The following is a 23,150-nucleotide window of genomic DNA, read 5'->3' on the forward strand; positions in this document are numbered from 1 at the left end:
TAATCTTAATTCCATAATGTAGCTACTAGCTAACTATACATTTTCTCAAGATTTATCTTCCCCAAATAAACAAATTCTCCAAGACCAATCAGTAACTGTAATTATGACTCACTACTCTATTGAATGGATCGAAGCCTGGTGCGAAGAAAACGGCTGGACAGAATTATTTGAAGAACGTCGGAATCATTATTGGGCTTTTCCTCCGGGATGTGTGATGCCTGAACCAATTCCAGTTCATGTTCTCAGAGTGATTAAATCAGAAAAAGGCCTAACTTTTGAAGAAAAAATCTGGTCATTCTCAGCAGTGATTAGCACTGTCTTAGCAGTAATTTCTACCTTAGTTCTCAGATGTCCTATGCCTTTAGTATTTGCTTTTGCTGTGAATGCAGTTACAGTGGCTCAACTTGAACCTGAAGATGCGTAAATTAAAAATCCAGGACTTTATATCATTAAACAACTGCTCTTGACTTTACCTTCAGCAAGAGCAGTTTTTAGTATTAGTAGTGTCGTGGCAAGCTTTAAATGTGGTGATAGATTTTTATTTTTGTAGGGTGCGTTAATGAAGTAACGCACCGTCTTAATCTCATTGGCGGTGCGTTGCACTACCCTGCGGGTTCTCCGAAGGAGTACGCAACAACACTATTTTAGCCTTGCCACGCCACTATTAAAGACTTCTCAAACAGCCTCTCAGGCTCAAAGAGTGCATCAAATTCTTTTACTATCACCCAATCTATTCATCAAGCTATGGCATAGAGACTTTATGTTCAAAAATAATTGATAGTAATTGACAATAAAGCGGAGATCACATATTGTATTTATTGTGATTTATTTGCAATACTATTGCGAAAAATACAATTATCTAGTTCAATCACCCAAAACCCTACCATACATCTATTGACTTTTAAGCAAAAAATAAGCTTGTTGACTATCAGCCAGAAGTAGCCAGCACTAACTAAATGCCTGATGCTAGTTTTTAGAAACTTGAGCATGAGTGTTGGTGATTGATAATAGTGTGCTTTACTTAATGCAAAAGATTTCTATTTAAAGATAGGAAGGATCAACTCATACTGAATTCCCATAACCGACAATTTTGTAGTAACTGTTTATTAACAGTTCAAATTCTATGATGGAATTAGATTTCACAAATTTACTAGATTTACCAGGAGTAGAAGTAGATTCTTGGCATTATTCCCCGGATGCAATAACCTTTAATTTGAAAATTTTAGCCAAGGGAATTTATTGTTCATATTTCCATGATTACACGGAAGAACTACATCAAGTACGACCCATTTTAGTCAGAGACTTATCAGCTTTTGGTAAACCTGTTTACTTGAAGTTACCTCGCCGACAATTTTATTGTCGAATCTGTCAACGTTATATTACAGAGCAGTTAAATTTTATTGATTATAGAAGAAAGTACACACAAAGATATGAAGTGAATATTTACTCTCAAGTTCACAGTTCTAGCATTGAACAAATCAGCAAACAAGAGAATTTAAATATTGAACAGGTCAAGAATATTGTTAATTATGTTGAGCAAAAACAACAAGCCAAACTTGACGTAGATAAATTCAAGTTGTTATCAGTTAATTCTTGTCATAAAAATTAGCAAATATAGGGGAGTCTGCCTTGATTTCTGAAAATTACGTAGGGTGTGTTGTCACGCAGTGCAACGCACCAAATTCAGGGTTGCGGTGCGTTAGACTGAAGTCTTGAAGAAGAATTCAGAAGTCAGAAATTACGCACCCTACAAATACTTAATTTTATTCAAAAATCAAATCAGATTTGATTCCTATATACAGGATTTTCACTAATAAAATAATAAGAAAAAGTTATCACCATATTACTAAGAAATAGAATATTTCTAAATGAAAAATATTCATTTTGCCTGCAAAAATATGTATTCTCAAATACATCAGCATTAAAGAACTATTAATTCTTCTATCTAGTGGGATATTTCCTGGTGTGACAGTAGATAGTTAGAAGAAAAAGTCCGCATATCAGCTAGATTGAATCAATAGTTTTTTCAGATCAAGGAGAGGTTTTTATGGTGCTAGACTCACAGATTGAAGCAAGTTCCCATGAGTTTCCTAAGCAGCTAGATATTGCTAAGGTTGCTGTTTATGGATTAAGCATTTTATCAGCAGGAATGTTTATGTTCTTGCCCTTTTTTAATCTCTTACATCCTAGTCCTTGGCAGCGATGGCTTGGAACAATTCATGGCTTTGGTGCATTGTTAGCCACAGTTGTCGCTGTGTACACGGGGCATTTAGCTTTTCCTTTATTGAGAGGAGTTAGTAAAATTTTGCCCCAGATGCGTACCCTGACATTTTGGTCAACTATTATCACTTTTTTAGGGATAGCTACAGGTAATTTGGCATATATGCGTTACCGTGCTGGCATGGAATTTGGAGGTGCAAGGGCATGGCTAAAGGAAAATTCACCATTAGGACAATATGTTCTCATGGAGTATCACGAATTTAGTGTTTTGTTTACTTTGCCTTTAGGAGTAGCTTGTACTTGGATTTTATGGAAGTACGGTGATGCAATTTTAGAGAAGCAAAACCGTCCAGTTTTAACAGCTACTTGTGTAGCTTTAATGGCAATGATGTTTTTTGCAATGGGTGGATTAGTCACAGGTTTAGGTGTGGCCAAAATCCACGCTTTGTAAGCAAATATTTGAGGATAGTGTAATGGTGAGACAAATTTCTGAACCTATTTATAGTCGATTTTGGAATTATTTGAAGAGGTTTCCGCGAACTTTAGCGGAGGGTTCACAAAATCCACCTCATAGTTCTGGGTTAGCGGCAGCAGCATTAATTAGTGCGGGGATTGGCTGTTTCACAATGATGGTAATTCATCACTTATCAGACACATCTAAAGCTAGAGAAAAAATGATTTGGGAGTTGGGGAAATGGATACCAGGAAGTGATAACCCTAGCAAGTTATGGGGCAATATTGGCAGTTATACAGGTAAGGAAACAATGTTGTTGCTGGGTTGGCTAATTAGTTGGGCGATTTTATCTATGCTTTGGCACAACAAACAGATTAAATCGAGAACCATCTTTTTTTGGATGTCTGTGTTAATTATTGCGGCTACGGCAATGAGTTGGCATCCCTTATTTCCCTATCTGCCGTTGAGTTAACTAGAAAGAGTGGAGAACGAGAATTATGGAATTAGAAAAGAGATACATATCAAGCAAACAACTGCATAAATATGTCTGGATGTTGGTGGGAGTTTTTGCACTCATGGCTATGACATTCCCGACAGCGATGATGCGCGTTAGTCAAAAAGAAAAATTTCACGGTTATCATGTGAAATCTTTGCCAATTGACGGTAAGTTTGCTGTGTCTGAAAAGTAAAGACTCCCTGTCGTCTTAAGGTTTTAGACAAACACGGAGTCTAGTTGGTTTTTTGTGTTTTTGTGTTTTGATTCCCAGGTTAATACCTGGGAATTGCCAAAACTAGGCTATTGCCTAATCTAAATTATAAATCTCAGAGTTTTCTAAGTTACTCAGTAAGTTCAAAAATATCGTTAAATTTAACTGGAAGTTGTGGGAATTAGTTGATAAATTCTATCATTTATGATAAATCATCATAATATCTATTGCAAAAATATATCAAGTTTCCTGCTTGGCAATAGCTGAAAAATTAGCAATTTTTAGCTTTTAATTCCCTTTAGGCGCAAAAATGATGAAATCTCGTTACATCTGTTTGGCTGTGGCTGCTTGTGTCATTGTTTCTCTCAGTTCCTGCACTGGTGGAACACCAACAGCAGAAAATTCGCCACCAGCTACTGTCAACTCTACAACTCAGACAACCGAGGCTGTGAATCATAGTAGTCATGGTAGTAAAGCCAAAATTAATATCAATGATGCTATCTTGTCGGAGTTGGATAAGTTTGAAGCCAAATTAGGTGTACCAGCTTTATCAAACAAAATTCAAGCTAATCGCCCTTACGGTAGCCCAGAAGATTTAGTCACTAAGAAGGTAATCACTCAAGAGCAGTTTGACCAGATTAAAGACATGGTAACTGTGCAAGAGGTGGTGTTAACGGGTGAGGCTAAGGACGTTGACTATATGACCAAAATGGGGTTAATGAAAGGTCATATGTTAGTTGCAAAAGAACTGCTTGATCAAAATCAGCCAAAACAAGCCGAACCCCATATAGGACACCCGGTAGAAGAGATTTATGTGGATGTCGAAGAACAACTTAATGAACGTAAAGTTAAGGAATTTAAGACTACTTTGGTGAGTTTGCAAGATTTGGTCAAATCTCAGCCCAAAGATGCGAAAGTCAAGACTAATTTTACTGCTTCCGTGCAGGCAATTGATGGTGCGATCGCTGCCTTACCAGAAGCCCAACGTACCAAACCGGGATTTATCTTGCAAGTGGTTAACGGCTTGTTGGATGCAGCTAACTCCGAGTATGGAGCAGCGATCGCTAATGGTAAAATAGCTGCGGCAATTGAATATCAGGACTCTCGTGGTTTTGTCGTCTACACCAACGAATTGTATCAAGGGATTGCGGCACAGGTAGCCCAAGCGAATCCAGAAGCCCACAAAGCTATTGAAACTAGTCTAGCTGAACTCATCAAAGTCTGGCCAGCCGCTATCCCACCAGCAAAACCTGTGAAAACACCTGATGAAGTCACCAAGTTAGTCAAAACTATTGAGCTAAACTCGCAAAAGGTGATTGATCAATCCAGCACACAAGCACAAAAATAGATTAATAACTCGGTGGGAGTGATAAACTAACAAGTTTAAAATGAATGAGCAATGAGGCTATTGTTAAAAGTTAAAAGTGAACATTATCTTAGCTTTTAACACCTGTAATCTCTTACTCATGACGACGCTCCATTTCTCAATTGTAATTAACAACTAATGCAAGAGCTTGACCACAAAAAAACGATAGACATTCTCAACGCCATCATGGAGTTTGAACTCGCCGGGGTAGTGCGCTACACACATTATTCCCTGATGGTGACTGGCCCTAACCGTATTCCCATTGTGGCTTTTTTCAAAGCCCAAGCCAGTGAATCTCTACTCCATGCTCAACAAGTAGGAGAAATCCTGACAGGTTTAGATGGACATCCTACCCTAAGAATCACACCAATGGAGGAAACTTATAAGCATTCTGTCAAGGATATTTTGGCAGAAAGCTTGTCTCATGAAAAGAAAGCATTGGAAATGTATAAAACTTTGTTAGATACTGTAACCAATGCCAGTATTTATCTTGAAGAATTCGCTCGGAGCATGATTGGACAAGAAGAACTACACAATCTTGAACTGAAAAAAATGCTGCGCGATTTCAGTTAATAGTCAATAGTCAATAGTCAATAGTCAGAGCTTTAATTCTAGACTGTTGATAATACCTTCGCTAAATATACAAAGTTGGGTTAAGGCAAGAACCCAAGCTACCAAAAAATGGCGAAGGTATTGGTTGACTAATGACCAATAACCAATGACTAATGACTAATGACCAATGACCAATGACCAATGACTAAAAACCATGAACTTTAGTACTGCTCTACCTACTTTTGTTATTACACTCCGAGAAGGAGTAGAAGCTGCTTTAGTGGTGGGAATTGTGTTGGCTTTATTAAAAAAAGCTAAACAATCCCGCCTCAACTCTTGGGTATATGCTGGTGTCGGCGTGGGAATTATCGTCAGCGCTTTGATTGGCGTGCTGTTTAGTTGGATAATTAAAGTTGTGGGTGCAGCCAATCCCCAGTACACAACCACAGTAGAGCCGATGCTAGAAGGCATATTTAGTGTACTAGCGATCGCTATGCTCAGTTGGATGTTAATTTGGATGACTCAGCAAGCCAAATTCATGAAAGCGCAAGTAGAAGGCGCTGTTACTGAAGCATTATCACAAAATGTTCGTGCTGGTTGGGGTGTTTTTAGTTTAGTTTTGGTGGCTGTTCTGCGTGAAGGCTTTGAGACGGTTTTATTCATCGCCGCCAATTTCCAACAGGGATTTGTCCCCACCATAGGCGCGCTTGGAGGGTTGGCAACTGCCGTGGCGATCGGTGTACTCTTATTTAAGTTGGGAGTAAAAATTAATATCCGCCAATTCTTTCAAGTCATGGGGGTTTTCTTAGTACTCATCGTTGCGGGTTTAGTTGTTTCTACTTTGACACATTTTGATGATGCGATCGCTAATTTAGCTCTGAGTAGTCGTGCTTCTGAAAGTCTTTGTTTCTATTACGAACGTTTCACAAAAATTCACTCTTGCATCTTGGGTCCGCTAGTCTGGAATACTCAGAAAATATTGCCAGATGAACAGTTTCCTGGTATTGTTCTCAAATCTTTATTTGGCTATAGAGAACATCTCTATCTCATCCAAGCATTAGGATATCTGATATTTTTACTCACCGTTGGTGGTTTATATTTCCGCAGTTTAAATAGTGGGGCCATGAAATCTAGTAAAAATTTATCAGTTGCTAAACGATGAATTAGTACTGCGAAAGATTAGATAAAATCATCAAATTTTTGAGGCAAAAAACTTAATCCTGGAAATCATTATTAATCCATTCACGTCCTGCTTTTTCAGCTGCTTGGGCGGTAAAATATATTTTGCTTTGTCCAAAGACACTACCACCCAAACTCAGCAACCGAAATTGCCAGCAGTCAGATTCTGTGTAGAAAACCAATAAAGTCAACCCTCGGATACCAACGAGTAGGTGAATTTTAATTTGGTTGTCTGTCATCACTCAATCTGCCATGCCTCGTGAGCAATTTGGCTACTTATTATGACAAACATAGACGCATTATGGCGACTGTACCAGCGATGGTAGATATTTTACATTCCTATTTGATGAGCGAGAATAGAATACCATGATCGACTCATGGCTATCCGCACAGACGGAGATTGGAAAGGGTGGCTAAAATTTTTCCGGCGAGGAATTTATTCTCCGTGAAAAATGACCGTTGACTCTCCTAGCAACTGAGATTTGATCTCGTTTGCATCTAAATCACGACCGATGAAGACTAAGCGGGTTTGTCTTGCTTCTGCTGGTTGCCAAAGGCGATCATAAAATTGATCAAATCGGGTTCCTACACCTTGCATAACTAGACGCATCGGTTTATTTGGTACAGAAACAAAGCCTTTAATTCTGTAAATTTCTTGTTGGTTGGCGATCGCTTGCAACTTTTGTTGTAATTGTTCTGGGTCGAAGGCCTGGTCTAAAATCAGATGGGTAGAAATAATATCTTCATCGTGATCGTGGTCTTCTTCTGTGTCGTGATGGCTGGGACGACTATCTAAATTATCTTCAACGGCAGCTTGTAATCCTAATAATATAGATGGATCGAGTTGACCGCGATCGCTCTCGACAATTTTCACCACTCTGGGCAATTCTTGCTTGACTAATTCTTCAACTTGTGATTTCGTTTTCTCGTCTATCAAATCAGTTTTACTCAACACCACCAAATCGGCACAAGCTAGTTGATCTTCAAACAATTCTTGTAATGGTGTTTCATGTTCTAGACTATCATCAGCTTGGCGTTGGGAAGCGATCGCCTCTAAATCACTGGCAAATGTCCCCGATGCAACAGCCGCACAATCTACCACTGTCACCACTGCATCTACTGTGGCAGCATTGCGAATTTCTTGCCAACGAAAAGCCTTGACCAATGGTTTGGGTAAAGCTAAACCAGAAGTTTCAATGACAATACAGTCAATGCGATCGCGCCGTTTGAGTAGCTGTTGCATCGTCGGGTAAAACTCCTCTTGGACGGTACAGCATAAACAGCCGTTAGTCAGTTCAAAAATATTACTCCCCTCAGTTTCATCCTCTGGGCAAACTTGGCAGGATTTCAACAACTCGCCATCAATACCCAGTTCGCCAAATTCGTTGACTAACACAGCAATGCGACGACCTTGGTTGTTTTGCAAGAGATGGCGAATTAGGCTAGTTTTACCACTACCTAAAAAGCCGGTAATTACTGTAACAGGAATCTTGGTTGCCATTATTTGATCAGTATTTAATACAGCAGCGATAAATTAAGCCTCTTTGCATTTTGCCTGATCTCTCGGTAGATTGAAAGCTAACTTTTCCCCGTTAATTACTTGGACACAATTAATTACACGTGAGTTCGACGACTGGAAAAACCCCTCTCCAAACCTCTCACGCCAGTTTGCTCAAGTCGGGAAACCCGCCCACGCAACTGGCTCCCCTGCAAGGAGAGAGGCTTTAAAAGCTTAATTTTTCGTTGATACGTGATGCTCTTTGCTCCCCTCTCCGCGTCGGAGAGGGGCTGGGGGTGAGGTCAAAATCTTGTGCATCGAACTCACGTTAATTACACAGATTCTCTACCTATTGCCTATTGCCTATTGCCTATTGCCTGTTCCCTTGACAGACAAAGCAAGGTAAAATATGACAGTTGTATTCTGCCGCGAACGTTGATTGAGCGTTATACTTTGCCCGAAATGGGCAACCTGTGGACTGAGGCTTATAAGTTCAAAACCTGGCTCCAGGTAGAAATTGCAGTTTGTGAAGCCCAAGCGGAACTGGGTTATATTCCCTCTGATGCTGTTGAGGAAATTAAAGCTAAAGCAGATTTTGATCCGCAGCGAGTCTTAGAGATAGAAGCGGAAGTCCGCCACGATGTCATTGCCTTTTTGACCAATGTCAATGAGTATGTAGGTGATGCTGGACGTTATATTCACCTGGGCTTGACTAGTTCGGATGTCCTTGATACAGCGTTGGCACTACAATTAGTTGCTAGTTTGGATGTCTTGGCGCAACGCCTGGAAGATTTGATTCAGGTAATTCGCCAGAAGGCACGAGAACACCGTTATACAGTAATGATTGGGCGATCGCACGGTATTCACGCCGAACCAATCACTTTTGGCTTTAAACTGGCTGGTTGGTTGGCAGAAGTACTAAGACACCAACAACGGCTGCAAATTCTCCGGGAAACTATTGCTGTCGGCAAGATTTCTGGGGCTGTGGGAACCTATGCTAATATTGAACCCCGCGTTGAAGCGATCGCTTGTGCAAAACTCGGACTTAAACCCGATACAGCTTCTACACAAGTGATTTCCCGCGATATCCATGCTGATTTTGTCCAACAATTAGCCCTCATCGCCGCTTCTATTGAACGCTTTGCTGTGGAAATTCGCAATCTCCAAAAAACAGACGTTCTGGAAGTTGAGGAATTTTTCTCTAAGGGGCAAAAAGGCTCTAGTGCCATGCCTCACAAGCGTAACCCCATCCGTTCCGAACGGCTGACAGGTATGGCGCGACTAATTAGAAGTCACGCTGGTGCGGCCTTAGAAGATGTGGCTTTGTGGCATGAACGAGATATTTCTCACAGTTCTGTGGAACGGGTGGTTTTACCAGATGCTTGTATTTTGACGCATTTTATGCTAAAGGAAGTCACGGATTTGGTGAAAAACCTGTTAGTCTATCCCGAAAATATGGCGCGAAACCTCAACTGTTATGGTGGGGTTGTGTTTAGTCAGAAAGTGCTACTAGCCTTGATAGACAAAGGATTGAACCGCGAAGAAGCTTATGCGATCGTTCAACAAAATGCCCATGCGGCGTGGAACAAACCAGAAGGTAACTTCCATGACTTGATTAGTCAAGATGCCCGTGTGACTCAAAAGCTATCACCAGCAGAACTTGCCGTGTGTTTTGACCCTCAACAGCATCTCAAACATTTAGAGCAAATTTATCACCGTTTAGACATTTAATCTTTGTGTCAATTCCTGTAGAGACGTTGCATTGCAACGTCTCTACACAATCATTTCCTCATTACGCTGCTTTTTGCCAAGATAATATGCCAACTGTCCTTCAATTAGATACGATTGATGCTAGATAATGGGAAAGCTTTGACATTCACTAGCCAATCTAGCCCGGAAGAACAGATTAACAATTATGCGAACTCACTATTGCGGCGAACTCCGAAAAGAGAATATTGGAGAAACTGTTACCTTATATGGATGGGTAGACCGTCGCCGCGATCATGGGGGCGTGATATTCTTAGATTTGCGCGATCGCTCTGGCACTGTCCAAATTGTCAGCGATCCTCAACGCACCCCAAATTCTTACGAGCAAGCTAATGCTCTGCGTAATGAATACGTCGTCGAAATTACTGGTAGGGTAACACAACGTCCAGAAGAATCTCTGAATACGCGCATCCCCACAGGCGAGATAGAAATCTATGCCGATAAAATTGCTTTGCTGAACGGTGTCCGCAAACAGTTACCGTTCCAAGTGTCCAGTGCCGATACGGAGTCAGTGCGGGAAGACTTGCGGCTAAAATATCGTTACCTGGACTTGCGACGCGATCGCATGGCGCGTAATATGCAGCTACGTCATCAAGTCGTCAAATCAATGCGGCGCTACTTGGAGGATGTAGAAGGTTTTATGGAAATTGAAACCCCCATCCTGACTCGTTCTACCCCAGAAGGCGCACGGGACTATGTTTTACCCAGTCGCGTCAACCCTGGTGAGTGGTTTGCCTTACCCCAATCTCCCCAGTTATTTAAACAGATACTCATGGTATCGGGGATGGATAGATACTACCAAATTGCTCGCTGCTTTCGTGACGAAGATTTACGCGCTGACAGACAACCAGAATTTACGCAGTTGGACATGGAAATGAGTTTCATGTCTCAAGAAGAAATTATCGAACTGAACGAAAAGTTAGTTTGTCATATCTTCAAAACTGTGAAGGGAATTGAGTTACATCGTCCATTCCCCCGTCTTACCTATGCCGAAGGGATGGAACGGTATGGTAGCGATAAACCAGATACTCGTTATGGGTTGGAATTGGTTAACGTTTCCGACGTGATGAAAGACTCTGGTTTTAAAGTCTTTCGGGAGGCTGTAGCTAATGGGGGGATTGTGAAAATTCTGCCCATTCCCAACGGTAATGAACAAATTTCTAATGTTCGCATCAAGCCAGGTGGTGATTTATTTAAAGAAGCTAGCGAAGCTGGTGCGAAAGGTTTAGCTTTCATCCGGGTGCGAGAGGATGGAGAAATTGACACCATCGGAGCGATTAAAGATAACTTGACAGATGCCCAAAAGCAAGAAATCTTGCAGCGCACAGATGCCAAACCAGGACATTTGTTATTGTTTGGGGCTGGTGATGCGGTGACTGTGAATAAAACTTTAGATAGATTACGACAGGCGATCGCTAAAGAGTTTGGTTTAATTGATCCAGATAAAATTAACTTACTCTGGATTGTGGATTTCCCCATGTTTGAGTGGAATGCTGACGAAAAGCGGCTAGAAGCACTCCACCATCCCTTCACCGCACCACACCCAGATGATTTGCATGACTTAAAAACTGCCCGCGCCCAAGCCTACGACTTAGTATTCAACGGCTTTGAAGTTGGTGGTGGTAGTCTGCGGATTTATCAACGGGACATTCAAGAACAGGTGTTTGAAAACATCGGTTTATCTCCGGAAGAAGCACAAAATAAATTTGGCTTTTTACTAGAAGCGTTTGAATATGGTACACCGCCTCATGGTGGCATTGCCTACGGTGTAGATCGTTTGGTAATGTTACTAGCTGAGGAAGAATCTATTCGAGATGTCATCGCTTTTCCGAAGACACAACAAGCACGTTGTCTATTAACAGATGCACCTTCTAGTGTAGATGTCAAGCAGTTGAAAGAATTACAGGTGACTTCGACTTACAAACCCAAGCCATCTTAACAAAGTCGCAATGGACTAACGTCCTGCTACGCTGTTTTCATGCCCAAAGGGCTATACGCCAATGAGGGTGTTGTCACGGGAATCTTACCCTGCCACAACACTCATCACTTTTAGGTGAAAATCCCACCCCTTATGGGCGGCTTGGTTCTTTCTGTTCCCCATTTCCTGTAACCTGTAACCTGTAACCTATTCCCTAGATTATGGAAGCAAGCTTTTTGAGTGCGGTTGTTTTACCTATAGCCTTGGCTATCATTATGCTAGGAATGGGTTTATCTCTTGTACCAGAAGATTTCCAACGTGTCAAAAAGTATCCCAAAGCTGTCTCAATTGGCTTGATCAGTCAGTTAGTTTTTTTACCTATGATTGGTTTTGTCATTGCTAAAGTTGTACCTATGCAACCTGCGATCGCTATGGGGTTAATGATCGTCGCACTGTGTCCAGGTGGGGTATCTTCAAATATAATTACATTCCTTGCTAAAGGTGATGTTGCACTCTCAGTCACGCTAACAGCTTTTAGCAGTGTGATTACAGTATTTACTATTCCGGTGTTGGGAAACCTAGCATACCAGCACTTCATTGGACAAACTGCGGCGATCGCTCTACCCATTGGTGCTACAATAGTGCAAATTTTTCTGATGACGCTTCTGCCTATAGGGTTAGGAATGGGGGTGCGGCAGATATTTCCAGAAATGGCCCGTCGTCTGGAAAAAGTGACTAGCAGCCTAGCAGTTGCTTTACTAGCAGCAATTATTCTCGTGCTGATTATTCGTGAGTGGAACCGTATCCCTGGCTTTATTCTCCAAGTTGGAGTTGGCGTGGTGCTGTTGAATACTATCTCAATGTTGGTGGGGTTTTATGTGAGCAAGTTATTTAACCTCAATTCTCCCCAGCAAATCTGCATTGCGATTGAGGTGGGGATTCAAAATGGCACACTAGCGATCGCAATTACCGCCGGATTACTCAACAATCCTGAGATGGCAATACCAGCCGCAATTTACAGTTTATTTATGAATGTGACAGGATTGATTGCTATTAGCTACGGGAGAAAGTTGGCTGCTACCAAATCGCTTCAGCAACCTTTAGAGAGTAAGGTTTAGCATGAGGAGAAAGCTTATTCAGAGGACTTTTGCCATCAATTTCTTAGAGGACGTTGGAAAAGTCTGTTTCTTTGTCATGTTGAATGCAGCGTAGCGGAATGAAACATCTCGGTATGTGCCACAAAACCTAGATTCTTCCTTGCGCTCCGCTCCAGTCAGAATGACATTTTTATACCTACTGAAACTTTTCCAACACCCTCTTAGAGGATCATAGGACTTATACCAATTTCCTTTAAATGTGAATGGTAGAGACGTTGCAATGCAACGTCTCTACATAATTTATGCGATTGACTTGAATAGCACTCCCTAGCTCAATTTAGTGCTGGTTCTGCTAACACCTTCTCAGTTTTCTGCTTGAGGACAGTTGGTAATTCACTGGTTAACGGCTCACCTTCAACTATTTGCGAACGGAAACCATCAGGCCCAACTGGAACATCGCCAGTGATGGTGGTGCGATAGAGTACGCGCTCAACTTCTATATGATCTAAATCCTGGGGAGCTAAATGTGAGGTGGCGCGGTTATCCCAGAATGCGATATCACCATTGTGCCAACGGAAACGGGTAGTATAGGCTGGCTTAGTGATTTGGTTGAAGAACAACTCTAGCAGCAGCTCGCTTTCTTGTGGTGACACATCCAGAATGTGAGATGTGAAACCAGGATTGACAAACAATGCACGTTCACCTGTTTCTGGATGAACCCGCACGACTGGGTGAATTGACACCAGTGGGTTAGCAGCAATTCGTTGAGCGAGTTTGCTATTACTGGGAATTCGTAAACGAGCATTGAACCGATGTTCTGCTTTTAATTCATCTGCTAGTTTCCGTAGAGGTTCTGATAGACCCTCATAGGCTGCAACTAGATTAGTCCACTGTGTATCACCACCAATGCTGGGGACATTCACCGCCCGCAAAATAGACCCCGCCGGTGGGTTAACAACTGCTGTCACATCAGTATGCCAACGGCTTTCGTAGCTGGAACGGCGCAAACCATTACGGCGTTCGTAGCGACTGCGGTCAATTGGTAGTATTTGTGCAAAGCCTTCGATTGGCTCATCTTCGTGGGGATGTGCATAGGTTACTTCACCAAAACGAGATGTGAACGCAATCTGGGCAGCATGGTCAATATTCTGACCACGAAAGAAAATGACTTTCCACTTTAACCATGCTTGACGAATTTCCGCAACTGCTTCATCGTGCAGAGGACGTGACAAGTCTATGCCACTGATCTCTGCACCGATGAAACCAGCTACGGGTTTGACTTCAATATGCTTGTTGCTCATATAAATCTCCAGGATTTTACTCCATATATGCTGTGTTGGCACTCGTTCACTTCCTGGGTGTGGCAGTTAAATACCAGCAATATCTCGGAGGAAGCGATCAAGCCATAAGTATTATACGGTAAATTGATAGGATTACCGTATTTTGTTTTGTAAATATCCCTAAATAAACCAAAAATAACCTCGATTTGTGCAAAAAATCGAGGTTCGGAGGCTTTTAATATGGGCAAATTGCCTTTAAATTTAGTCAGGAATTGGCTGTGAGGAAATTTAGGGGTGTAAGGTGAGAAGGTATCATAAGTAATAGAGCATAATTGAGAGAGTGGGGCAATGAAATCAGGATTTATTCAACCTCTAAGCTGTATAACACTGAGTATCATCACAACGATGAGTGTATTGCCTCCAGCCACAGCCCAGGAACAGTCGCCAGAAAAACTCGCCTGTCAGGAAACTTTAAGCAACACCGAAAAACAACCGCGACAAAAACAATTACAAAAACAGGCACAATTTGCAGATCCGCAACAAGAGCGATCGCAATTAATCCAACAAGCCAATGAGCTATACTTTCAAGGTAACTTCCCCGGTGCAGAAGCTAGCCTGTGTAGATTCCTGAAAAAATTTCCTGAAGATGCCTTTGGTCATTTTCAATTAGGCAATGTATTTTTCCGCAATAAGAAAACAGCAGCAGCCATCAGCGCCTATCGAGAAGCCATCCGCTTTAAGTCACAGTATGCCCTAGCCTATAATGCGATCGGTATGGTATATGCTAGTCAAAGTAGCTGGGATAATGCCATTACAGAATATAGAAAAGCTCTAGAAATCAACCCCAATTACGCCGATGCACTCACAAATTTAGCACTAGCTTTATTGCAGACTAACAAAAAAGACGAAGCACTAGTTTCTTTGGAAAAAGCTTTAAATATATTTAAACAACAGAATAGAAATGAAAAAGCTAGCCAAGTAGAGCAAATGTTGCAAAGGATCAAAACTTCAGATAATCCTGCTGTTTCATGACGAAGTTGCCCGAAATTTTTGTAGAGACGTTGCACTACAACATCTCTACAAAGATTTTTACCAGATGTCTATTTGTGATGAATTCTGATTGGAGAAAATCTCTGCAAAAATAAAGGACAAGAATAAATCTTGTCCTCAATTATAAAAATAGCAAATGGTGTGCCAAATATGTCAGATGCGCCTGATGAGATAAAGTTTTCTGGTCGTATTTTTATAAAAATGTAAGCGACCAATGCCGAGAACTTGATTGATCGGCAGTTTGCTTTCCACAAAGAAAAGCTCTTACATCAAATAAATATACCTGATTAGCGAGGTGATTACGATCAGGCAGTAAAACAATTGTGACAACTATCCTTCCCTCTGCACTGGCAAAGGTGCTGGACTGACTGTTAATTGTTTAGTTTCCCCATTGCGTTCGATTTGGATTGGTAAAGGACTGCCAATCTTGCTGTTTTCCACAAGTCTTTGGACTTCTTCAACTTTTGTTACAGGTTGATTATTAATGCTTTGAATGACATCACCGGGTCTGAGTCCGGCTGTAGCAGCAGGGGAGTTAGGGATAATACTCACTAACAAAACACCCCTATCTGATTTTATATTGATGCGATCGCCAAATCTGTCCTGAATTCTTTCTTTAATTTCTGGGGTAAATGTCACCATCTGCACGCCCAAATAAGGATGGTCTACCCTACCAGTAGAGATTAATTCCTGGGCAATTTTCTGGACAGTATTTACAGGAATAGCAAATCCCAAGCCTTGCGCGCCGCGAAGAATCGCTGTATTCATGCCAATAACTTGACCACGAGCATTTAACAAGGGGCCGCCAGAGTTACCGGGATTAATTGCCGCATCTGTTTGCAGATAGTCAACGCGCTTATCACTAGCACCTATATCACTGCTAGAACGACCTGTGGCGCTGATAATTCCCGAAGTGACTGTGTTATTTAACCCCAGGGGATTCCCAATGGCAATGACTGGTTCACCTGGTTGTAAGGACTCGGAGTTACCTAAAGATAGGGTAGGTAAGTTATTAGCATTAATTTTAATTACAGCTACATCTGTAACTGGGTCTTCACCCAGGACTTTACCATCAAAACTTCTCCCATCTTTGAGCGTCACCGTCACCGTATCAGCACCGTCTACTACGTGAGCATTAGTCAAAATTTGCCCAGAAGCATTAATAATAAATCCTGAGCCACTACCCCGTTCTACGCGCTGTCTGGGTTGTAATGGTGTGCCATCGCCAAAAAAGCGGCGGAAAAAGGGGTCATTAAATTCTTCTGGTACGCGCGCAGTTATGGTTCTCGCTGAGTCAATCCTGACTACTGCGCCCCCAGCACTTTGTACCACTTTAACCACAAAGTTGGGATCGCCAGAGGAGGAAATAATCGCTGGTGGTGCGATCGCCGGCACGGTATCATTAGCTGTTTGAGGCTGGGTTTCATTTTGTGACTGTACAGTTCTGGCAGGTAGAAGAGAGCAACCGCCCACAGACACCACCGCTAAACCACTCAGTAACATCAAAATCACACTGTTGACTTCCTGCTTGCTATTTCTGTGTTGATTGTTATACTCTGTTGTCTTCATGTGTCTTTGCTTCTCCGTGTTGGTCTGTGAGTGCTAGGATATTGCCTACGGGTTTGTCCCAAAATGATTACAACTCAAAAACTAGTTATAGGTCTAGAGTTTGTGAATGCTAAATTAGTGCTTGCTCATATCTTCTATTGTGACGATTAGCAGCAAAGGTGGTAGGTAAATGACGGAAATTTCTATTGACAGTTTATGGAGTCAAGTACTGGAACGTTTACAACTAGAACTGTCTCGTCCCACCTTTGAAACTTGGATTAAAACTGCTAGTGCGGAACGCTTAGAAAATAATTGTTTGGTCATAATTACGCCTAATCCCTTTGCCCGTAACTGGTTACAGAAGTACTACATCAATACCATTGCCAATGTCGTACAAGATATTTTGGGATATCCGGTGGAAATTTACATCACTATCGCTAAAGATGAAGAATTAGGTGAAGTCAGCGATCGCTCAGTCTGGGAATCATCAACCCCAAATCATACCTCGGAAACTGTTAATCCTAAAAGACAAATCAATACAGAACTTAACTCGAAGTATGTATTTTCCCGGTTTGTGGTGGGAGCAAATAACCGCATGGCTCATGCAGCTTCTCTGGCTGTGGCTGAATCTCCTGGACGAGAGTTTAATCCGTTATTTTTATGTGGTGGTGTAGGTTTAGGCAAAACTCATCTCATGCAGGCAATTGGGCATTATCGTTGGGAAATTTGCCCAGATTCTAAGATATTTTACGTTTCTACCGAGCAGTTCACTAACGATTTAATTACAGCTATTCGCAATGACAGTATGCAGAGTTTCCGAGAACATTATCGAGCTGCTGATGTGCTGTTGGTTGATGATATTCAGTTTATTGAAGGCAAAGAATATACTCAAGAAGAATTTTTTCATACTTTCAATACTTTACATGAAGCAGGTAAACAAGTCGTCATCGCTTCTGATCGTCCACCCAACCAAATTCCTAGCCTACAAGAAAGGTTGTGTTCTCGGTTTTCTATGGGGTTGATTGCTGATATTCAAGCCCCAGATTTGGAAACAAGAATGGCCATTTTGCAAAAGAAATCTTTGTATGAAAATATACGCTTACCTCGTGATGTAATTGAGTATATTGCTTCTAACTATACTTCCAACATTCGAGAACTAGAGGGAGCTTTAACCAGAGCTTTGGCTTATATTTCCATCTGGGGTTTACAGATGACCGTAGCAAATATTGCCCCTGTTTTAGAGACACCAACGGAAAAAATTGCTGCGACACCAGAAGCAATTTTAACGGTGATTGCTGAGAATTTTGATATTTCCATTGAAGACCTAAAAAGTAATTCTCGACGGCGGGAAATTAGCTGGGCGCGGCAAATTGGGATGTATCTGATGCGGCAACATACTGATTTAAGTTTCCCCCGCATTGGTGAAGAGTTTGGTGGCAAAGACCACACCACAGTGTTATACAGTTGTGACAAGATTGCTCAACTCCAAGAGAGCGATCGCCATCTATCAGAAACTCTACGTCAGCTTGGCGATCGGATCAAAATGACTAGCCGTTCTCAAAAATCATCTTCATAACAAATAGTAGTTTTCCACAACTTGCTCTCACTGGGGCATTTGAGAGTATTAAGTAATGTATAAAAATAGATTAAATATCAATACTATCTGTGGAAAAGTCGTGATTAATTGTGGAAAACTTGATAATTATCGGGGAAAACTTAACCTAAGTATAATTACCCTGTGGAAAACTTCTCGACTTTTTCCACAAGTTTTCCACAATTTTCAACTACTGCCATTGAGTCAAAAACAAATATATCTACAACATTTTCAGAGACGCTAAAATAGCCCAGTTAGATAAAATTTTCTTCCCACTCCCCACTCTCCACTCCCCTATGAAATTAGTTTGCGCCCAAAGTGACCTCAGTACCAATCTTTCCCTCGTCAATCGTGCTGTACCATCACGCCCGACTCATCCAGTGCTGGCTAACGTGCTGTTGCAAGCCGATGCGGAAACTAACCAAGTCAGTCTAACAGCCTTTGATCTCAGCTTGGGTATCCGTACCAGCTTTAATGCTGACGTGTGGCAAGGGGGAGCGATCGCACTGCCGGCTAAACTACTAGTAGACATCACCTCACGCCTACCAGAGGGAGAAATCACCCTAGATGATGAATCAAACCCAGCCACAGGGGAAGGTATCAATGTCACACTCACACCAAAAACGGGACAATATCAAATCAGAGCAATGGAAGCTGGAGAGTTCCCCGAATTACCTCTCATTGAAAGTACCGAAGCCATTCATCTCACAGCCACAGCCTTAATTGAAGGCTTACGGGGTTCATTATTTGCCACTAGTGCAGACGAAACTAAGCAAGTACTCACAGGAGTTCATCTGACAGTCAAACCAGACTCCTTGGAATTCGCTGCTACTGATGGACATCGCCTCGCGGTAGTCGAAACAGCCAACGAACGCCCTTTGGAAGATAATCAAGAACAACTAGAAGTCACAGTACCAGCTAGAGCGTTACGAGAACTCGAACGAATGCTAGTTCACAACGCTTCCTCTGATGAACCCGTAGCCCTATATTTAGATCAAGGTCAAGTTGTCTTTGCTTGGCAAAACCAACGCCTAACTAGCCGCACCCTAGAAGGTCAATATCCAGCCTATCGGCAACTTATCCCTCGGCAATTTGAACGACAAGTCACCATTGAACGCAAACAATTTCTCAGCACTTTAGAGCGCATCGCCGTCTTAGCTGACCAGAAAAATAATATCGTCAAACTAACTATAGATAGTAATGCTCAAGAACTCACCTTATCTTGTGAAGCGCAAGAAATGGGTAGTGGTAGAGAGTCAATGAGCGCGGAAATTTCTGGAGAAGATATAGAAATTGCTTTCAATGTTAAGTATTTAATGGAAGGATTAAAAGCTCTACCATCAACAGAAATTCAAATGCACCTCAATCAAACCCTAACTCCCGTGATTTTTACACCACTGGGAGGTTTGAAGATGACTTATTTAGCTATGCCGGTACAGTTGAGAAGCTAAGATAATTCGTAATTCGTAATGACGCAACGCGGAAGCAAGCTACGTAATACTCGCTTTCATGAGACAAGCAAGTGAAACAGTAAACCCGAATTTCTCACAAAATTTGTAAAACCGCAGTCCAGAGGCTGTAGGGGCGGGTTAACGAGATATTCGTGAATGATTGAAGCTCTTTTGTGAACCCGCCCCTACCGTTTTGTGAGAAATCCAGGTAATACCATTTCACTTTAATAATGATACAAATACGTGAGTCCGTCAGTCCGTCAGGGATTGTAAATCCCTGTCTCATAGCTAAAGTCCTCTCAAGAGGACTGAATATCAGAGTCCATTTTAATGGACTTAAGCTATGAGACCACCGTTTTAACGGTGGGCGGACAATACCCAACGAGTAAGCTATATGTATCAGGATTTTTGTGAATTGGTATAAGACGTTGCATTGCAAGGTCTCTACATAATTTATGTCTATCATAATTAATGTGAAATGGTATCAGCCAAATATTTCTCAGCCAATATTCTGATCTTATGTTGGGTTGGACTTCGCTCCACCCAACCTACATCTAATAACTAATGACTAATGACTAATGACTATTGACCAATGACTAATGACTATTGACTAATGACCAATGACTATTGACTAATGACTATTGACTATTGACTATTCCCCATTTGCTGAACTGGAATTTCAATCCAAAACTCTGTACCTGAGCCTAGTTGTGAATCACATTTAAAAACACCACCATGTTTTTCGACAACAATTCGGTAACTAATTGATAACCCTAAACCTGTACCTTTGCCTACTGGTTTAGTTGTGAAAAATGGATCACATATTCTTACCCTGACTGCCTCCGGTATGCCTGGGCCATTATCAGCAATGCGGATGACTATACTTTTAATATTATCTTGAATTTGACCAATACTGGTAATAATAGAAATTTTCCCAATATTAGTTTTTGGTTGTAATTCTCTGTAATCTTCTAAGGCATCAAGTGCGTTACTTAAAACGTTCATGAATACTTGATTCATCTGTCCGGCGTAGCACTCTACTAAAGGCAGTTCACCATATTCTTTGATCAGATGAATAGCCGGACTCTCTGGTTTTGCTTTTAAGCGATGCTGCAAAATTAGCAAGGTGCTATCAATACCCTCGTGAATATTTACAGCTTTCTTCTCAGCTTCATCTAAACGCGAGAAATTCCTTAAAGACATGACAATTTGCCGGATGCGTTCTACTCCGATTTCCATAGAAGATAGAGTTTTTGGTAAATCTTCCGATAAAAACTCTAAATCCATTTTGTCTGCCTGTGCGAGAATTTCTTGGCTGGGGTGGGGACACTCTTGCTGATAGAGTTCTAGCATTGTGAGCAAATCCTGAGCGTATTCACTAACATGGCTAAGGTTGCCATAGATAAAGTTTACTGGATTGTTAATTTCATGAGCTACACCTGCTACTAATTGACCCAATGAAGACATTTTTTCTGTCTGAATAAGTTGGGTTTGAGTTTGTTGTAAATGATGGAGTGCTTGAGTTAATTCTTCTGCTTGTTGTTTTGTTTGGCTGAGTAGTTCTGCTTGTTGTAGTGCTACTCCTAGTTGAGCTGCAATTTGCGTGAGAAAATTAACTTCTGAGGTTTTCCATTCACGCGGGCCAGTGTGTTGATATGTTGCTAATAAACCCCAAAGTTTTTGTCCAAAAAAGATGGGAGCCAGGACAAAAGCCCGAATTTGATATTCTTCTAAATTTTCAAGATGGCACTTAGCAAAGCCCATTTTATAGATATCATCTACGGTGAACGTCTCGTTGTAGCGATAACGTCCTCCTTCTGTGTCTTGTAAATAAGTGTCATTCCAAACTATGTTAATCCCTATTTTTGATTCATTTGACCAGTGAGGATTGGTAGCTTCAAAATCACCGACAAATTCGCCACCCCAATCTTTGTTGAAGCGATACACAGAAACTCTATCTACTTTAATTAATTGACAAACTTCTTTAGTGGTTGTTTGAAAAATAGTATTAGTTTCCAACGACTCTCGAATCTTGGTAATTACACCAAATACAGCCTGTTGTTGTTCAGTAGTATGTTGTAATTCCCAAGTGCGCCTTTTGACTTGTTTTTCTAAATTTTCGTTGAAGGCTTGTACTTGTTGATATAGTTCGTACTGTTGAATGGCTGAGGCAAAATGTTTACCAATTTCTTTAGCTAGTTCAATTTCTGTGATTTTCCATTCTTGGGCTTGTGCTGTTTTTGAGTCACGCCAGATATCAAAGGAAATACGGGGGTAGAGTTGTCTTTGATCTCGATCAAATTGACCAGCCCAAAGGGTTTCTGTATCTATCTCATTGCGAAAAATAGTTAAATACCCTAGTAACTGCTGACGGTATTCTAGGGGAATCATCAAAATACTACGAATTTTAGTTGGTTGAAAGGCGGCTTGCAAGGTTCGCAATACTGGAGTTTGATATATGTCAGATATGGCTAAGACATCACCTTGATGAGATTTGTAGTTTTCCTGCCAAATACTATATTGCTCAATCAGTGGATAGATACTTTGTTCTGGAATAATGGGTTGCTGTCCACAGGTATAAAGTTGAATACAATCATTTCCGGGGATTAAGCATTCTATGAAGCTTTCAGACCCAGCATTTTGTGAGTTAAAAGCTTGGTGTTTGATGCACAGCCTACCACCAACACCGTTCAAAGCCGCAACAGTTGCTTCTAAAGCTGGTTGTAAGATAATGGTGGGTAAAGAGTGTAGCAGAGTACTGATGTGATTAATAACTGTTTCTCGTTCGGCTTTGGCACGGGCTTGTGTGAGAAGATGACTTTGAGCGATCGCTACTGATAGTTGATCCACAACCATCTGTATGGCTTCTAACTCGTTCTCAGCAATATTCAGGGTTTCTGAGTGATGAGATACTAATAAACCCCAGAGTGCGTCTTGATGAAAAATCGGCGCAACAACTGAAGATTTGACTCCCATTGCTGTTAAATATTCAATGTGACAAGGATCTACAGAACGGTAACAGATTTGTTCGGAGATAAATTCCCCGGTTTCTGAGTTCCGCAGGGTACTTTGGCCAATCTGTCCTGCTTCTACATTTACTACTGAACGTACTTTCGCTTGGATAAACAGTTCTCGTGCTGGGGGGGGAATGTCATCGGCTGGAAAATTTAGCCCCAACAGAGATGGTAAACGATTTTCATAAATGGCCTCAGCAATGACCTGACCGTTGCCATCTGCATGAAATTTATAAATCATTACTCGGTCAGTTCCCAGCAAAGAACGTACTTCTGCTGTTGTCGCGGCAATGATATCTGCCAACTCTAAAGACTGACGGATACGAGTTGTAATACGACGCAATACACTTTCTTGATTCAAACTAACCTGCAAATCTGGTTGGGCGATCGGTGACATTGCTTTTTTAAATTAAGTTCAGGAAAATTACGCTATTCTTAGCAAATATAAAAACATT

At 41.4% G+C, this 23,150-nt stretch carries 19 protein-coding genes; 14 read left to right on the forward strand and 5 right to left on the reverse strand.

The window, feature by feature from the left end:
- The first annotated feature begins 103 nt into the window (after positions 1-103).
- The 8 genes from FD725_RS05755 (at position 104) to FD725_RS05790 (ending at position 6,461) form a co-directional block, all read left to right on the forward strand.
- On the forward strand, positions 104-424 hold the full coding sequence (locus FD725_RS05755; protein WP_179047237.1) for a hypothetical protein: 321 nt from the start codon (positions 104-106) through the stop codon (positions 422-424).
- 699 nt (positions 425-1,123) lie between these two features.
- Positions 1,124-1,609, forward strand: coding sequence for a transposase family protein (locus FD725_RS05760; protein WP_256871856.1), 486 nt, complete (start codon positions 1,124-1,126; stop codon positions 1,607-1,609).
- A gap of 438 nt (positions 1,610-2,047) precedes the next feature.
- Complete coding sequence (locus tag FD725_RS05765) at positions 2,048-2,671, forward strand: hypothetical protein (protein WP_179047238.1); 624 nt, start codon at positions 2,048-2,050, stop codon at positions 2,669-2,671.
- A gap of 22 nt (positions 2,672-2,693) precedes the next feature.
- Positions 2,694-3,146 carry a hypothetical protein gene (locus FD725_RS05770; RefSeq protein ID WP_179047239.1) on the forward strand — a complete coding sequence of 151 codons (453 nt, stop codon included), beginning with the start codon at positions 2,694-2,696 and terminating at the stop codon, positions 3,144-3,146.
- Between the two features lie 25 nt (positions 3,147-3,171).
- On the forward strand, positions 3,172-3,363 hold the full coding sequence (locus FD725_RS05775) for a hypothetical protein (protein ID WP_179047240.1): 192 nt from the start codon (positions 3,172-3,174) through the stop codon (positions 3,361-3,363).
- A gap of 328 nt (positions 3,364-3,691) precedes the next feature.
- A complete protein-coding gene (locus tag FD725_RS05780; protein ID WP_179047241.1) occupies positions 3,692-4,729 on the forward strand; it encodes a helix-hairpin-helix domain-containing protein in 1,038 nt (345 codons plus the stop codon).
- Between the two features lie 156 nt (positions 4,730-4,885).
- Positions 4,886-5,320, forward strand: a complete 435-nt coding sequence (locus FD725_RS05785) for a bacterioferritin (RefSeq protein ID WP_179047242.1) — start codon at positions 4,886-4,888, stop codon at positions 5,318-5,320.
- Between the two features lie 193 nt (positions 5,321-5,513).
- Complete coding sequence (locus FD725_RS05790) at positions 5,514-6,461, forward strand: FTR1 family protein (protein WP_179047243.1); 948 nt, start codon at positions 5,514-5,516, stop codon at positions 6,459-6,461.
- A 52-nt stretch (positions 6,462-6,513) separates the two neighbouring features.
- Here FD725_RS05790 and FD725_RS05795 read toward each other — a convergent pair whose 3' ends face one another.
- Together FD725_RS05795 and cobW are read right to left on the reverse strand one after the other, a co-directional pair.
- On the reverse strand, positions 6,514-6,717 hold the full coding sequence (locus FD725_RS05795; RefSeq protein ID WP_179047244.1) for a hypothetical protein: 204 nt from the start codon (positions 6,715-6,717) through the stop codon (positions 6,514-6,516).
- 197 nt (positions 6,718-6,914) lie between these two features.
- Entirely contained in the window at positions 6,915-7,979 is a 1,065-nt protein-coding gene (gene cobW / locus FD725_RS05800) for a cobalamin biosynthesis protein CobW (RefSeq protein ID WP_179047245.1), read from the reverse strand.
- 432 nt (positions 7,980-8,411) lie between these two features.
- On the opposite strand from cobW, the gene purB reads away from it, so the two are divergent.
- From purB to FD725_RS05815, 3 genes are all read left to right on the forward strand, one after another.
- Positions 8,412-9,707, forward strand: a complete 1,296-nt coding sequence (gene purB, locus FD725_RS05805; RefSeq protein WP_179051436.1) for an adenylosuccinate lyase — start codon at positions 8,412-8,414, stop codon at positions 9,705-9,707.
- Positions 9,708-9,891: 184 nt separating this feature from the next.
- A complete protein-coding gene (aspS, locus tag FD725_RS05810; RefSeq protein WP_179047246.1) occupies positions 9,892-11,682 on the forward strand; it encodes an aspartate--tRNA ligase in 1,791 nt (596 codons plus the stop codon).
- 200 nt (positions 11,683-11,882) lie between these two features.
- On the forward strand, positions 11,883-12,779 hold the full coding sequence (locus FD725_RS05815) for a bile acid:sodium symporter family protein (RefSeq protein WP_179047247.1): 897 nt from the start codon (positions 11,883-11,885) through the stop codon (positions 12,777-12,779).
- A gap of 311 nt (positions 12,780-13,090) precedes the next feature.
- Here FD725_RS05815 and FD725_RS05820 read toward each other — a convergent pair whose 3' ends face one another.
- A complete protein-coding gene (locus tag FD725_RS05820; protein ID WP_179047248.1) occupies positions 13,091-14,059 on the reverse strand; it encodes a TauD/TfdA family dioxygenase in 969 nt (322 codons plus the stop codon).
- Between the two features lie 384 nt (positions 14,060-14,443).
- Here FD725_RS05820 and FD725_RS05825 point away from each other — a divergent pair, with 384 nt between their 5' ends.
- Positions 14,444-15,070, forward strand: a complete 627-nt coding sequence (locus tag FD725_RS05825; protein ID WP_256871857.1) for a tetratricopeptide repeat protein — start codon at positions 14,444-14,446, stop codon at positions 15,068-15,070.
- 348 nt (positions 15,071-15,418) lie between these two features.
- Here the strand turns inward: FD725_RS05825 and FD725_RS05830 are convergent, their stop codons facing one another.
- On the reverse strand, positions 15,419-16,657 hold the full coding sequence (locus FD725_RS05830; protein ID WP_179047250.1) for an HhoA/HhoB/HtrA family serine endopeptidase: 1,239 nt from the start codon (positions 16,655-16,657) through the stop codon (positions 15,419-15,421).
- A 169-nt stretch (positions 16,658-16,826) separates the two neighbouring features.
- Here FD725_RS05830 and dnaA point away from each other — a divergent pair, with 169 nt between their 5' ends.
- Positions 16,827-18,212, forward strand: coding sequence for a chromosomal replication initiator protein DnaA (gene dnaA / locus FD725_RS05835; RefSeq protein ID WP_179047251.1), 1,386 nt, complete (start codon positions 16,827-16,829; stop codon positions 18,210-18,212).
- A gap of 314 nt (positions 18,213-18,526) precedes the next feature.
- Positions 18,527-19,681, forward strand: coding sequence for a DNA polymerase III subunit beta (gene dnaN / locus FD725_RS05840; protein ID WP_179047252.1), 1,155 nt, complete (start codon positions 18,527-18,529; stop codon positions 19,679-19,681).
- 645 nt (positions 19,682-20,326) lie between these two features.
- Here the strand turns inward: dnaN and FD725_RS05845 are convergent.
- On the reverse strand, positions 20,327-23,092 hold the full coding sequence (locus tag FD725_RS05845; RefSeq protein WP_179047253.1) for a GAF domain-containing protein: 2,766 nt from the start codon (positions 23,090-23,092) through the stop codon (positions 20,327-20,329).
- Between the last annotated feature and the right edge of the window lie 58 nt (positions 23,093-23,150).

It is taken from the genome of Nostoc sp. TCL26-01 (genome assembly GCF_013393945.1).
Lineage (GTDB): Bacteria > Cyanobacteriota > Cyanobacteriia > Cyanobacteriales > Nostocaceae > Trichormus.